This is a genomic window from Modestobacter sp. I12A-02662 (assembly GCF_041028325.1).
Taxonomy (GTDB): Bacteria; Actinomycetota; Actinomycetes; order Mycobacteriales; family Geodermatophilaceae; genus Modestobacter.
The window spans coordinates 186043-199652 of record NZ_JABGDE010000005.1 but is presented as its reverse complement, the minus strand read 5'-3'; the positions used below and the strand labels follow the sequence as shown (position 1 = coordinate 199652).

Sequence of the window (13610 nt, the reverse complement as noted above, 5' to 3'; positions counted from 1 at the left end):
CGGGGACCGGCGCCTTCGATCCTCGCACCGCAGAGGTCTACCAGCGAGCACCGACAGGAACGTTTCTCCGCGATGCGGACCACTCCGTCACGCGCGCCCCGCCGGACCCGGTCAGCGCGCCGCGGCCGGGAGCGCCGAGGACGGCACCAGCAGGAAGCGCAGGTCGATCACCGCGTGCAGGAGGACCGGCAGCAGCAGGGACCCGGTCTGCAGGTAGACCGCGGCCAGCACGCCGCCGAGCACACCGGTGGTGAGCACGCCGGACAGGCCCTGGTAGGCGTGGGCCAGCCCGAAGGCGACCGCGGCCAGCACCACGAGGCCCGCCGTGGGCAGCCCGGGGGCTAGCGCGGCGACCACGGCGAGGAGGAAGCCGCGGTAGAGCCACTCCTCGCAGATCCCGGCGGTGATCCCGACCAGGGCGAACAGGTGCCGCTCGGAGCGGGTGCGCGGCAGCAGGGCCACCGTCGCCTGCCCCGGCGGCTCCGCGTGCCGCGGCTCCCCGGGCACCTGCGGGCGCACCACCTCGGGCGGCGGGCCGACCAGCGCACCCGAGCGCAGGGCCCGGACCGACACCACGACCAGGACGGCGACGGCGAGCACGGCCAGGCCGGTGAGCAGCCCGGGCCACGCCCGGGGCGGGCCCAGCCCCACCTGAGCCGCGCTCACGCCCGGCGCGGCGAGCCACACCACCAGCGTGACTAGCGACAGCCCCCACTCGAGCACCAGCAGCCGCCGGTAGAAGGAGCGCCGGGCCAGCGGGTCGGTGCGCAGCCGCCCCTCGAACCGGCGGTGCAGCGCGTACCCGACGAACGGCTCCCCCGCCACCAGGAAGACGGCGATGAGCGCCGCCGCGATCTGGGCCGGCCCGAAGTCGGCGAAGTCGGCGGGGAGCTCCGGGGGCGCGGACACGAAGGCGGCTGCTCAGCTCTCGGCGCGCAGCACGGCCAGCGCGCCGGCGAGGTCGGCCGGGTAGTCGCTGACGAACTCGACCCAGCTCCCGTCGGCGGGGTGGGCGAACCCCAGCCGGACGGCGTGCAGCCACTGCCGGGAGACGCCCAGGCGGGCGGCGAGCGTCGGGTCGGCCCCGTAGGTCACGTCGCCGACGCACGGGTGGCGCAGCGCGGAGAAGTGCACCCGGATCTGGTGCGTGCGCCCGGTCTCCAGGTGGATGTCGACCAGGCTCGCCGCCGCGAACGCCTCGACGACCTCGTAGTGGGTCACCGACGGGCGGCCGCCGGTGACGACGGCGAACCGCCAGTCGTGCCGGGGGTGCCGGTCGATCGGCGCGTCGATGGTGCCGCGGGACGGGTCGGGATGGCCCTGCACCAGCGCGTGGTAGCCCTTGTCGACGGTGCGCTCCTTGAACGCCGCCTTCAGCACCGAGTAGGCGCGTTCGCTCTTGGCCACCACCATCAGGCCCGTGGTGGCGGCGTCCAGCCGGTGGACGACGCCCTGCCGCTCGGCCGCGCCGCTGGTGGAGATCCGGTAGCCGGCCGCGGCCAGGCCCCCGACGACCGTGGGGCCCTCCCAGCCCGGGCTCGGGTGGGCGGCCACGCCGACGGGCTTGTCGACGACCACGACGTCCTCGTCGTCGTGCACGACCGTCAGCCCGGCCACCGGCTCGGGCGCGACCGGCTCACCCGGAGGCGGCGGGAGCTCCACCTCCAGCCAGCTGCCGGCGGTGAGCCGGTCGCCCTTGCCCCGCGCCCGGCCGTCGACGACCACGCCGCCGGCGTCGGCCAGGTCGGCGGCCACACCCCGGGACAGGCCGAACAGCCGGGACAGCGCCTGGTCGACCCGCTGACCCTCGAGACCGTCGGGCACCGGCAGCGACCGGAGCTCGCCACGGGGACCGCCGCTGGTGCTCGGGCCGGTACTGATCGTCACCGTCACATTGTGGCCCCTCTGCAGGGTCCCGCCGCGAGCCTGCGAGTGGTGGGGGGCAGAGGGGTCCTTCTTCAGTCGCGGTCGGGAGCCCGCCGGCCGTCGAACTCGATCCCGCGGAAGGCGAGCACGGCACCGAGCACGCCGCCGCACACGATCGCCGAGTCGGCGACGTTGAAGATCGGCCAGACCCCGCCGTAGGGGTCGAACAGCGAGACGAAGTCGACGACGCCGCCCCGCAGGAAGCCCGGGTCGCGGAAGACCCGGTCCACCAGGTTCCCGACGGCCCCGCCGAGCACCAGGCCCAGCGCCACGGCCCACGCCGTCGAGTACAGGCGGCGCGCCGTGCGCACGATGACCACGGCCACGACCACCGCGATCAGGGTGAAGACGATGGTCGCGCCCTCGGCCAGGGAGAACGCTGCCCCGGTGTTGCGCGCCTCGGTCAGGTAGACCGCTCCGCCGAGCAGCCGCAGCGGCTCCCGGTCCGACAGCGTGGCGACGACCAGCAGCTTGGTGGCCAGGTCGAGGGCGAGCACGGCGGCGGCCAGGGCCAGCAGCAGGCGGGCCCGCGACCGCCCCGCCGGCGGGGCCGCGGACGGCCCGGCGGTGACCTGAGCCGTCGGGTCGGGCTGCTCGGACACCGGCGCCGTCCTCCCGTCGCGGCCCCCGCGGCCACGTCCCGGACGACAATAGCCCGGCGCGCCGGCAGCTCCGAGCCGCCACCACCGGGACGGGCCTTCCCTCCGCCGCGGGGCGTGGTGCAGGCTGCGCGGTTGGCGGGCACCCTCGACGTGTGACCCATCTCATCCCCTCAACCCGGGGCGAGGACCCCCCTCCGGGCGTGCCGACGCCGGGACGGGGCGACGATGGGGAGCTGGAAGCTCCGAGCCCAGGAAAGGCGTGAACGTGACCAGGGATGGTTCGCAGGACCCCGACGTCGTCCTCGTCGGCGGCGGCATCATGAGCGCGACCCTGGCCGCACTCCTGGGCATCGTCGCGCCTGACTGGACCATCGAGGTCTTCGAGTCCGGCAGCGCGGCGGCAGGTGAGAGCTCCGGGCCGTGGAACAACGCCGGCACCGGGCACGCCGCGCTCTGCGAGCTGAACTACACGCCGGCCCGGCCGGACGGCTCGGTCGACGCGTCGAAGGCCGTGGGCATCAACGAGCAGTTCCAGGTGTCCCGGCAGTTCTGGTCGCACCTGGTCCGCGCGGGGCTGACCGACTCCCCCAAGGCCTTCATCACCTCCGTGCCGCACATCAGCTTCGTGACCGGCCGCGAGGGCCACAGCTACATGCGGAACCGCTACGCGGCCCTGGCGCCGCAGCCGCTGTTCGCCGACCTGGAGTTCACCGACGACCACGCGGAGCTCGACTCCTGGGTGCCGCTGATGATGAGGGACCGGGGCGACCGCGAGGTCCTCGCCGCGACCCGCTCGCTGGCCGGCACCGACGTCAACTTCGGCGCGCTGACCCGGCTGCTGCTGGACGACGCCGCCGGCCGGGGCGTCGGGCTGCACCTGTCCCACCGGGTGCTCAAGACCCGCCGGGGCACCGACGGCCGGTGGGCCACCACGGTCAAGGACCTGACCACCGGCCGGAAGCGCACCGTGCGCAGCCGGTTCCTCTTCGTCGGCGCCGGAGGCGGCGCGCTGCCGCTGCTGCAGGGCTCGGGCATCCCCGAGATCCGCGGCTTCGGCGGGTTCCCGGTGAGCGGCCAGTTCCTGCGCACCCGCAACCCCGAGCTGGTCGCCCAGCACCAGGCCAAGGTCTACGGCCAGGCGAAGGTCGGTGCCCCGCCGATGTCCGTGCCGCACCTGGACCTGCGGCTGATCGACGGCGAGCAGGCGCTGCTGTTCGGCCCCTACGCCGGCTTCTCCCCGAAGTTCCTCAAGGCCGGGTCCTTCTGGGACCTGCCGCGCTCGGTCCGCACCACGAACATCGGGTCCATGCTCGGCGCCGGCCTGGCCAACATCCCGCTCACCCGGTACCTGATCGGCCAGGTGCTGCAGTCGGAGAAGGCCCGGTTCCGGGCACTGGAGGAGTTCGTCCCGACGGCGGAGTCCGGGGACTGGGACCTCATCACCGCCGGCCAGCGCGTCCAGGTGATCAAGCAGGACGAGACCGGCCGCGGGATCCTGCAGTTCGGCACCGAGCTCGTGGTCGGCGCCGAGGGCACGATCGCCGGCCTGCTGGGCGCCTCCCCCGGCGCCTCGACCGCCGCGTCGGCGATGCTCACCCTGCTCGAGCGCTGCTTCCCGCAGCACATCGACGCCTGGCGGCCGCGGCTGCAGCAGGCGATCCCCAGCTACGGCCGGAAGCTGTCCGCGGACGCGGCGCTGCTGGCCGAGGTCCGCGACGACACGACCCGCACCCTGGAGCTGCAGGGCTAGCAGCCGACGCCTGGGCGCGCAGGCGTGAGGCGGTCGAACCCCTGCAGCAGGGCCGCTCAGTCGACCTCTGACGGCTCGCCGCGCTCGCCGCGCCAGGTGGCGAGCCGGCCGGCCCGGCTCACCGCCCGCAGCCGGCGCTCGGCCTCCCGGCGCGACCCGCGGGCGGACACCAGCAGCGCCTGGTCCCCGCGCATCAGCCGGGTGGACCGGTCGGGCACGAAGGGCCGCCCGTCGCGGACGACGAGCACCACCGCGGCGTCCTCCGGCAGCCGCAGCTCGGGCAGGTAGACGCCGTGCAACCGGGAGGTCTCCGGCACCCGCAGCTGCATGAGCTCGGCGCCGAGCTCGTCCAGGGGCGCCGACTCGACGTCGATGTCCCGTGGCGTGATCGGGGTGCCGATCCGCAGCAGCCGCGCCACCGCCGGCAGCGACCAGCCCTGGACGACGGTGAAGACGACGACCACGACGAACACGATGTCGAACACCCGGGTGGCGTCCGGCACCTCGGCGGCGATCGGGAACGTAGCGAACACGATCGGCACCGCGCCGCGCAGCCCGGCCCAGGAGATGAACGCCTGCTGGGACCAGGGCATGCGGAACCACGCCAGGCTGGCCACCACCGACAGCGGCCGGGCCACCAGCAGCAGCGCGAGACCGATCAGCAGGGCCGGCAGCACCGCGTCGCCCAGCCGGGACGGCGACACGAGCAGGCCGAGCAGCACGAACAGCCCGATCTGGGCGAGCGAGGCCATCCCCTCGGCGAAGCCGATGGTGCCGGCCCGGTGGGGCAGCGCGGAGTTGCCCAGCACCAGCCCGCACAGGTACACCGCCACGAACCCGGAGGTGTGCGCGAGGTCGGCCGTGGCGAAGGCCAGCACGCACAGCGCCAGGGTGGCCAGCGGGTAGAAGCCGACCAGCGGCAGCGCGGCCCTGCGCAGCAGCCACGCCCCGGCGACGCCGATCCCCAGGCCGATGACCGAGCCGCCGGCCAGCTCGCCGACCACCTCGGCCACCACGAGGTACCAGGGGTGCGTCACGCCACCGGTGAGCTGCTCCGACATGGCGAGGACCAGCAAGATCACCGGCGCGTCGTTGAGCCCGGACTCCATCTCCAGGGCGGCAGCCATCCGCCGCGGTAGGGGCAGCCGGCGCAGCGTGGCGAAGACGGCGGCGGCGTCGGTGGAGCTGACGACGGCGCCCACCAGCAGCGCGAAGCCCCAGGAGAAGCCGAGCAGCCAGACGCCGACCACGGCCACCACGCCGACGCTGACGACCACCCCCACCGTGGCCAGCGCCACGCCCGGGCCGACCGCGCGGCGGACGTCGGACCACCGGGTGGTGAGCCCGCCCTCGGCCAGGATGACCACGAGTGCCGCCACCCCGAGGGTCTGGGTCAGCCCGACGTCCTCGAACTGGACGCCGCCGGGGCCGCCCTCCCCCAGCGCCACGCCCAGGGCCAGGTACAGCAGCAGCGAGGGCAGGCCGATCCGATCGGCCACGCGCAGCGCCACCGCGGCCACGAGCACGACGAGCGCGCCGATGGCCAGCCCGACCGTGACCGTGGTGTTCATCGGCGCGGCCCCATGGAGGGGAGTCTCCCGCACGGGCCCGGGCGCGCCGCCGACCGTTCCCGCAGCGTCGGCAGGGCGCCTCGGGCCAGGTGCGAAACTGGTCCCGTGAGTGCCCCCTCCGGACCCTTCCGGGCCCTTCCCCCGCAGATCGACCTGCCGGCCCTCGAGCACGAGGTCCTCGAGCAGTGGCAGACCGACAAGGTCTTCGTCCGCTCGATGGAGAACACGGCCGGCCGGCCGCAGTGGAACTTCTACGAGGGCCCGCCCACGGCCAACGGCCGACCGGGCACGCACCACATCGAGGCCCGCGCCTTCAAGGACGTCTTCCCTCGGTTCAAGACCATGCAGGGGTGGCACGTGCCCCGCCGCGCCGGCTGGGACTGCCACGGCCTGCCGGTGGAGATCGCGGTCGAGCAGGAGCTGGGCTTCGCCGGAAAGCCGGACATCGAGCGGTACGGCATCGCCGAGTTCAACGCCCGCTGCCGGGAGTCGGTGGAGCGGCACGTCGACGCGTTCAGCGAACTCACCAACCGGATGGGCTACTGGGTCGACATGTCCACCGCCTACTGGACGATGGACCCCGCCTACATCGAGAGCGTCTGGTGGTCGCTCAAGCAGGTGTTCGACAAGGGCCTGCTCGTCGAGGACCACCGGGTCGCCCCCTACTGCCCGCGGTGCGGCACCGGCCTGTCCGACCACGAGGTCGCCCAGGGCTACGAGACCCTGGTCGACCCGTCGGTCTACGTCCGGCTGCCGGTCACCAGCGGCGAGTGGGCGGGCAGGGCCGACCTCCTGATCTGGACGACGACGCCGTGGACGCTGCCGTCCAACACCGCGGTCGCCGTCCACCCCGAGGTGACCTACGTCGTCGCCCGCACCGACGCCGGCACGTTCGTCGTCGCCGAGCCGCTGCTGGCCGCCACCCTCGGCGAGGACGCCGAGGTGCTCGCGCGCACCACCGGGCGCGACTGGGAGCGGGTGCGCTACCAGCGGCCGTTCGAGCTGGTCGAGTTCCCCGAGGGGGACGCGCACTACGTCGTCCTCGCCGACTACGTGACCACCGAGGACGGGACCGGGCTGGTCCACCAGTCCCCCGCGTTCGGCGCCGAGGACCTCGCCGTCTGCCGCGCCTACGGGCTGCCGGTGGTCAACCCGATCGACCCGTCGGGGCACTTCCTCCCCGCCGTCGGGCGGGTGGGCGGCCACTTCTTCAAGGCCGCCGACCCCATGCTGGTGCAGGACCTGCAGGACCGCGGCGTGCTGTTCCGGGAGCAGCGCTACGAGCACAGCTACCCGCACTGCTGGCGCTGCCACACGCCGCTCATGTACTACGCGCAGCCGTCCTGGTACATCCGGACCAGCGCGATCAAGGACCAGCTGCTCGCCCAGAACGAGCGGACCAACTGGCACCCGGAGAGCATCCAGTGGGGCCGCTACGGCGACTGGCTGAACAACAACGTCGACTGGGCGCTGTCCCGCGACCGCTTCTGGGGCACCCCGCTGCCCATCTGGCGCAACGACGCGGACCCCACCCGGCTGGTCGCCGTCGGGTCCCTCGCCGAGCTGTCGGAGCTGACCGGGCGCGACCTGTCCGACCTCGACCCGCACCGGCCGTTCATCGACGAGGTGACCTTCACCGTCCCCGGGGAGGAGGGCACCTACCGGCGGGTCCGCCAGGTCATCGACGCCTGGTACGACTCCGGGTCGATGCCGTTCGCCCAGTGGGGCGCGCCGCACCGCAACCAGCCGGAGTTCGAGGCCGCCTACCCGGCGCAGTTCATCTGCGAGGCGATCGACCAGACCCGCGGCTGGTTCTACACGCTGATGGCGGTCGGCACGCTGGTGTTCGGCAGGAGCTCCTACGAGAACGTGCTCTGCCTGGGGCACATCCTTGCCGAGGACGGCCGGAAGATGAGCAAGCACCTGGGCAACATCCTCGAGCCGATGCCGCTGATGGACCGGCACGGCGCCGACGCCGTCCGGTGGTTCATGCTGGCCGGGGGCTCGCCCTGGTCGGCCCGCCGGGTCGGCCACGAGACGCTGTCCGAGGTCGTCCGCAAGGTGCTGCTCACCTACTGGAACACCGCCAGCTTCTTCACCCTCTACGCCGACACCAACGGCTGGGACCCGGCCGAGCGGCCCGCGCCGGCGCCCGCCGAGCGGCCGCTGCTGGACCGCTGGGCGCTGGCCGAGCTCGCCTCGGTCACCGCCGGGGTCACCGACGCGCTCGAGGCGTTCGACACCCAGACGGCCGGGCGCCTGCTGGCCGAGTTCGTCGACGACCTGTCCAACTGGTACGTCCGGCGCAGCCGGCGCCGGTTCTGGGACGGCGACCCGGCCGCGCTGGGCACGCTGCACGAGGTGCTCGACGGGCTGACCCGGCTCATGGCGCCGTTCACCCCGTTCGTCACCGAGCGGGTGTGGCGGACCGTGGTCGTGCCGGGCCGGTCGGACGCGGTCGACTCGGTGCACCTGGCGGGCTGGCCGACGGTCGACGAGGACGCCCGGGACGACGCCCTGGTCGAGGCGGTCACGCTGGTCCGCCGCTTGGTCGAGCTGGGCCGGTCGGCGCGGACGGCGTCGAAGGTGCGCACCCGCCAGCCGCTGGCCCGCGCCCTGGTCTCGGCCCCGGGTTGGGATTCCCTCCCCCGCGACCTGGTGGCCGAGGTGGCCGACGAGCTGAACGTGCTGGAGCTGGTGGAGCTGGCCGGCGCCGTCGGGAGCGAGCTGGTCGACGTCTCGGTGAAGGTCGACTTCCGCGCCGTCGGCCGGCGGCTGGGCAAGCAGGTGCAGGCCGTCGCCCGGGCCGTCGCCGCGGCGGACGCCGCCGGGCTGGTGGCCGACTACCGGGCGGGGACGGCGTCGGTCGAGGTGGACGGCGCCCTGGTGCCGCTGCTCGAGGGCGACCTGGTCGTCACCGAGACACCGCGCGAGGGCTGGACCGTCGCCGCCGCCGGCGGGCTCACCGTGGCCCTGGACCTCACGCTCACCCCGGAGCTGGAGCGGGCCGGCCTGGTGCGTGAGGTGGTGCGCCTGGTGCAGGAGGCCCGGAAGTCCAGCGGCCTGGAGGTCAGCGACCGGATCCAGCTGTGGTGGACCGGCGAGGGGCAGGTGGCCGAGGCCCTCACCGAGCACGCCGAGCAGCTGGCCGGTGAGGTCCTGGCCACCCGGGTGCACAGCGGGGAGGCCGGAGCCGGTGCGGGCGTCGAGGGCCCGGCCGGCGCCCGGGTCTGGATCGCGAAGGCCGGCTGACCCGCCCTTGCGGGCCCATCAGCTCCGGCGGGCCCGCTCGCGTTCGGCCAGGTTGCGGTCGGGGGTGCAGATGCCGCACGGGGTGAACCCGTCGGCGCGCGCCTGGTCCAGCGGGATCGGGATGGTCGGCAGTCCCGCGACGGCCGGGCACCGCGGCAGGTGGTAGCGGGGGTGCTCGTCGACCACGAGCACCTCGTCGGTGAGGTCCATGATCAGCAGCAGGTCGGTGAACTCGACCTCCTCCGCCGGCGGCTCGGCACCGGCGCCGGGCGGCAGCTCGGGTTCGGGTTCGGGCAGGCGGGCCGGGGCGACGCTCTGCGGCCCGGTCACCCGACGCAGCGCCGGCGAGCTCGGCGGCACCGGGGGCGGGGCGACCCGCCGGACCACCTCGTCGTCCGCGGGCTCGGCCAGCCGACCCAGCGAGCTGCTGCCGCCGGTGGCCGGCCGGACGGTCGAGGGCGGGAACGCGGTCTGCGCCGGTGAGGACGCCGGCTCCGGCGCGGGGGGCGGCACCTCCGGCCGGCGCTCGGCCGGAGCAGGCTGCTCCGTTCGCCGCGCCTTCTGCCGCCGCCGGAGCTCGCTCAGGCCCAGCAGGACCGCGGCCAGTGCGCTGGCCGCGAACGACCCCCACTGGAGTGTCGCCGACCCCTGCGCCAGGCCGCCGGCGAGGAGGCCGACAGCGACGAACACGAGGGCCCCCGCCAGGAAGATCACAGCCGGATGCTATCGGCCGACCGGAGCACCGGCAGGAGGCCGGGCAAGCAGACGAGCCCCCTCCGGACGGATCCGGAGGAGGCTCGGCCGTGCTGGGTGCTTCAGGCGCTGACGTGCTGGTTCTGCCGGCCGGACGTCGGCTCGGCCGAGCCGCGGCTGTCCAGGTCGCGCAGGTGCGACTCCAGGTAGGACCGCAGCCGGGTGCGGTACTCGCGCTCGAAGGTGCGCAGCTCGTCGACCTTCCGCTCGAGGCTGGCGCGCTTCTCCTCGATCGAGCCCATCGCCTCGACGTGCTTGCGCTCGGCGTCCTGCTGGAGGGCGGCGGCCTTGGCGCGCGCCTCGCGCTCCATCGTGTCGGCCCGGGTGCGGGCGTCGCCGAGCATCGCGTCGGCCCGCTGCTTGGCCTCGGTGACCATCTGCTCGCTCTTGGTGCGAGCCTCGGTCAGCATCCGCTCGCTGTTGGTCTTGGCGCTGGTGACCATCTGGTCGGCCTGGGCCTTGGCCTCGTTGACGTGCCTCTCGGCGGTCTCGGTGGCCAGCGCCAGCATCCGGGAGGCGCGGATGGCCTCGTCCTCGCGGATCTGCGGGTTGGTCTGCGGCGGCGGCGCCGGGGCCGCGACGGTCATCGGAGCCGACTCGGGCCGGTCGTCCCGCGCGTTCGACCCGCCGGAGGCGCGCAGGTCGTTGTTCTCCTCGATGAGGCGGGCCAGCTCGGCCTCGACGACGTCGAGGAAGGCGTCCACCTCGTCCTCGTCGTAGCCGCGCTTGCCGATCGGCGGCTTCTTGAAGACGACGTTGTGGACGTCGGCGGGAGTCAGTGGCATGCGGCTCACCTCTGGTCGGACGGGAGGAACGGGGACGGAGACGAACCGGCGGCTGACCGGATCCGGTCCGCTCCCCGCTCCGGCAAGGTAGGTGGGGTCATGCGACGGAGAGCGCCAGGCTGTTCAGCACGCTCCGCAGCAGGATCACCGCGATCAGGAGGACCATAAACCCCAGGTCCAAGCGGATGCTGCCGAGGTTCAGCGGCGGGATGACCTTGCGCACCGCCTTCAGGGGCGGGTCGGTCGTCGAGTAGACGACCTCCAGCCCGGCGGCGACCAGGCCCTGCGGTCGCCAGCCCCGCGCCAGCACCATCACCCAGTCCACGACGAACCGGGCGAAGAGCAGGATCAGGAAGACGAGCAGCACCGACGACACGATCTGCAGGAGTAGAGCCACGGTCCTCGCTCGTTCAGGACACTCCGTGGGCCCTCACGGAGTGCGGTGGTCAGGGCTGGTTGAAGAACCCGCCCTCGCGGATGCGGGCCTTGTCCTCCGCGGTCACGTCGACGTCCTGCGGGCTGAGCAGGAAGACCTTCGCCGTGACCCGCTCGATACTACCGTGCAGCCCGAAGGTGAGACCGATGGCGAAGTCGACGAGCCGCTTGGCGTCGGCGTGCTCCATCTCCGTGAGGTTCATGATCACCGGCATCCCCTCGCGGAACCGCTCGCCGATGGTGCGCGCCTCGTTGTAGGACGCGGGGTGCACCGTGGTAATCCGGTACGGCTTCTGGGCGGGCGCGGGGGCCGGGGTGGGCGCCGGCGGGGGCTCGGGGGCGACCGCGACCGGCTCGCTGCGCGCCAGGGCGGCGGAACCGGACCCCCCGGTGACCAGGCCACTGCGTACCGAGCCGGCGGGCAGACCGGCACCCGCCGAGCCGGACCCGCCCGCGGACACGCCGCTGCGGCCGGACGCGGCCGGGGCGGCGCCGACCGAGCTCAGTCCACCACCGTGCCGCACGGCGGTGCTGCCGGTCGACGTCCCGGCGGACCCGGCCAGGCCGAGCGAGCGCACGGCGGGGCGGCGGCCGAGCGAGACCTCGGGCTGGGGCGCGGGGTCGTGGACCTCGCTCGGCAGCGCGGACTCCGGGGCGTACGGCGCGTCGGTGTATTCGTAGCCGTAGTCGGTGGCCGGGTAGTCGCCCTCGGGGTCGTAGCCGTCCTCGTAGCGGTCGTCCCGCGGGTAGCGGTCGTACCGGCGGTCGTCCTGCTCGAGATCGGTCTGCCGCGCGTCGTACCGGTCGTACCCGGTGCGCGCGTCGTCGTCCTCCACGAGGCCCAGGTAGACCCCCATCCTGCGCATGGCTCCGGCCATCGGGCGACTCCCTTGCTCTCGTGCAGCGCGCGGCGCCTGACTCTGCTGTCGATCCTGCGGGTGGTGCTGGGTGTCACAGGTGGTGCTGGGTGTCACGGGTGGTGCTGGTGGGACTCGGACGGGCGCACGGGTGCCGCACCGCCCCCTCCCCCGGAGGCTAGGGGCCGCGTCCCGAACAACGCGGTACCGACACGCACCACTGTGGCACCAGCCGTCACAGCAGCCTCCAGGTCCGCGCTCATGCCTGCCGATAGCTCCGATGCGGTGGGGTGGTCGTCGCGGACGCGCGCGGCGAGGGCGGCGAGCCGGGCGAAGGCCGGTCCGGGGTCCTCGCCCCGGGGCGCCACCGCCATCAGGCCTCGCAAGCGGAGCTCGGGGCGCCGGGCGACGGCGTCGGCCAGGGCGGGCACCTCCTCGGGCTCGGCGCCGCCGCGCGTGCCGATCTCGCCCTCCGGCCCGCCGAGGTCGACCTGGACGTAGACGTCGACCACCCGCTGCGCGCGTTCGGCGGCTCCGGCGAGGGTGTCGACCAGGGCGGGGCGGTCGACCGAGTGCACGGTGGCCCCGAGCCGCACCACGGACGCCGCCTTGTTGCGCTGCAGCTGCCCCACCAGGTGCCAGGCCAGGTCCAGGTCGGTCAGCTCGGCCGCCTTGCCGACGAGCTCCTGGACCCGGTTCTCGGCGAATTCGCGCTGGCCGAGGGCGGCGAGGGCACGCACGTCGGCCGCGGGGAAGGTCTTGCTCACGGCCAGCAGCCGCACGTCCTCCGGGCGCCGGCCGGCCGCGCGGGCGGCCGCGTCGATCCGCGCGCGGACCGCGCGCAGGTTCTCGGCCAGCGTGCTCACGCCCGGCCCCTCCGCAGGGGCCCACCGCGAGCCTGCGAGTGGTGGGGGGCGAAGGGGTCCTTCATCATCCGAGCCAGACCAGGCCGGCGTGCCGGCCGGTCACGCCGTCGCGGCGGTGGCTGAACAGCTGGCGGTCCTCCACGGTGCAGCGGGGGTCGTGCACCACCTGGCCGACACCGGCGCCGCGGAGCACCTCGGCCAGCCCCGCACGCAGGTCCAGGCCGGTCGTCCCCCGACGGGTGCGCACGGCGCTCGCCGGCGCCACCTGCGCGACCTCCGCCTGCATCGCCGGCGGCACCTCGTAGTCGGCGCCACAGACGGCCGGGCCGAGCAGCGCCTCGACGTCCCGCGGGTGCGCGCCCAGCCGGGTCATCGCGGCGAGCGCGGCGGGCACCACCCCGCGCCGGACCCCCTCCCGGCCGGCGTGCACGGCCGCCACGACCCCGGCCACCGGGTCGGTGAGCAGGACCGGCACGCAGTCGGCAACGAGCACGCAGAGCACCAGCCCCGGCGTCGCGGTGACCAGCGCGTCCACGTCGGCCACCGGGTTCTCCCCGGCGTCCTCGACGATGGCGACGCCGGTCCCGTGGACCTGCGTCATCCAGACCAGCCGCTCCTCCGGGACGCCGATCTCCCGGGCCAGCCGCTGCCGGTTCGCCGCCACGCTCGCCGGGTCGTCGCCGACGTGCCCGCCGAGGTTGAACGACTCGTACGGGGGCGCGGAACGGCCGCCCCGCCGGTCGGTGACCACCCGTCTCGGGCGCACCGCCGACGGAGCGGCCGGGGGGCCGGAACTCAACGCAACGACACCTC

At 74.5% G+C, this 13610-nt stretch carries 12 protein-coding genes; 2 read left to right on the top strand and 10 right to left on the bottom strand.

Annotated elements, in window-relative coordinates; genetic code table 11:
- Positions 1-111: 111 nt before the first annotated feature.
- From HL189_RS08485 to lspA, 3 genes are all read right to left on the bottom strand, one after another.
- Positions 112-909, bottom strand: a complete 798-nt coding sequence (locus HL189_RS08485; protein WP_369133256.1) for a CPBP family intramembrane glutamic endopeptidase — start codon at positions 907-909, stop codon at positions 112-114.
- A 12-nt stretch (positions 910-921) separates the two neighbouring features.
- Positions 922-1887 (bottom strand): RluA family pseudouridine synthase, encoded by a 966-nt coding sequence (locus tag HL189_RS08480; protein WP_369133255.1) that lies wholly within the window; start codon positions 1885-1887, stop codon positions 922-924.
- Between the two features lie 71 nt (positions 1888-1958).
- Positions 1959-2528, bottom strand: coding sequence for a signal peptidase II (gene lspA / locus HL189_RS08475; protein ID WP_369133254.1), 570 nt, complete (start codon positions 2526-2528; stop codon positions 1959-1961).
- A 265-nt stretch (positions 2529-2793) separates the two neighbouring features.
- On the opposite strand from lspA, the gene mqo reads away from it, so the two are divergent.
- On the top strand, positions 2794-4278 hold the full coding sequence (mqo, locus tag HL189_RS08470) for a malate dehydrogenase (quinone) (protein ID WP_369133253.1): 1485 nt from the start codon (positions 2794-2796) through the stop codon (positions 4276-4278).
- A gap of 56 nt (positions 4279-4334) precedes the next feature.
- On the opposite strand, the gene HL189_RS08465 is transcribed toward mqo, so the two are convergent.
- Positions 4335-5849, bottom strand: a complete 1515-nt coding sequence (locus HL189_RS08465) for a potassium/proton antiporter (protein WP_369133252.1) — start codon at positions 5847-5849, stop codon at positions 4335-4337.
- A 105-nt stretch (positions 5850-5954) separates the two neighbouring features.
- Here HL189_RS08465 and ileS point away from each other — a divergent pair, with 105 nt between their 5' ends.
- Entirely contained in the window at positions 5955-9101 is a 3147-nt protein-coding gene (gene ileS / locus HL189_RS08460; RefSeq protein ID WP_369133251.1) for an isoleucine--tRNA ligase, read from the top strand.
- An 18-nt stretch (positions 9102-9119) separates the two neighbouring features.
- Here ileS and HL189_RS08455 read toward each other — a convergent pair whose 3' ends face one another.
- The 6 genes from HL189_RS08455 to pgeF all read right to left on the bottom strand — a co-directional run bounded on the left by HL189_RS08455 (position 9120) and on the right by pgeF (position 13596).
- A complete protein-coding gene (locus HL189_RS08455; protein ID WP_369133250.1) occupies positions 9120-9815 on the bottom strand; it encodes a hypothetical protein in 696 nt (231 codons plus the stop codon).
- Positions 9816-9916: 101 nt separating this feature from the next.
- Entirely contained in the window at positions 9917-10639 is a 723-nt protein-coding gene (locus tag HL189_RS08450; protein WP_369133249.1) for a DivIVA domain-containing protein, read from the bottom strand.
- 97 nt (positions 10640-10736) lie between these two features.
- Complete coding sequence (locus HL189_RS08445) at positions 10737-11036, bottom strand: YggT family protein (protein WP_222263801.1); 300 nt, start codon at positions 11034-11036, stop codon at positions 10737-10739.
- A gap of 49 nt (positions 11037-11085) precedes the next feature.
- A complete protein-coding gene (locus HL189_RS08440) occupies positions 11086-11952 on the bottom strand; it encodes a cell division protein SepF (RefSeq protein ID WP_369133248.1) in 867 nt (288 codons plus the stop codon).
- A gap of 92 nt (positions 11953-12044) precedes the next feature.
- Positions 12045-12797, bottom strand: a complete 753-nt coding sequence (locus HL189_RS08435) for a YggS family pyridoxal phosphate-dependent enzyme (RefSeq protein WP_369133247.1) — start codon at positions 12795-12797, stop codon at positions 12045-12047.
- A 64-nt stretch (positions 12798-12861) separates the two neighbouring features.
- Positions 12862-13596: a peptidoglycan editing factor PgeF gene (gene pgeF, locus HL189_RS08430; RefSeq protein WP_369133246.1), complete on the bottom strand. Its 735-nt coding sequence runs from the start codon at positions 13594-13596 to the stop codon at positions 12862-12864.
- Between the last annotated feature and the right edge of the window lie 14 nt (positions 13597-13610).

Bases quoted from the DNA above. Each gene is read 5' to 3' on its own strand.
- HL189_RS08465 (WP_369133252.1), bottom strand. From the start codon at position 5,849: ATGAACACCACGGTCACGGTCGGGCTGGCCATCGGCGCGCTCGTCGTG.
- HL189_RS08450 (WP_369133249.1), bottom strand. From the start codon at position 10,639: ATGCCACTGACTCCCGCCGACGTCCACAACGTCGTCTTCAAGAAGCCG.
- HL189_RS08440 (WP_369133248.1), bottom strand. From the start codon at position 11,952: ATGGCCGGAGCCATGCGCAGGATGGGGGTCTACCTGGGCCTCGTGGAG.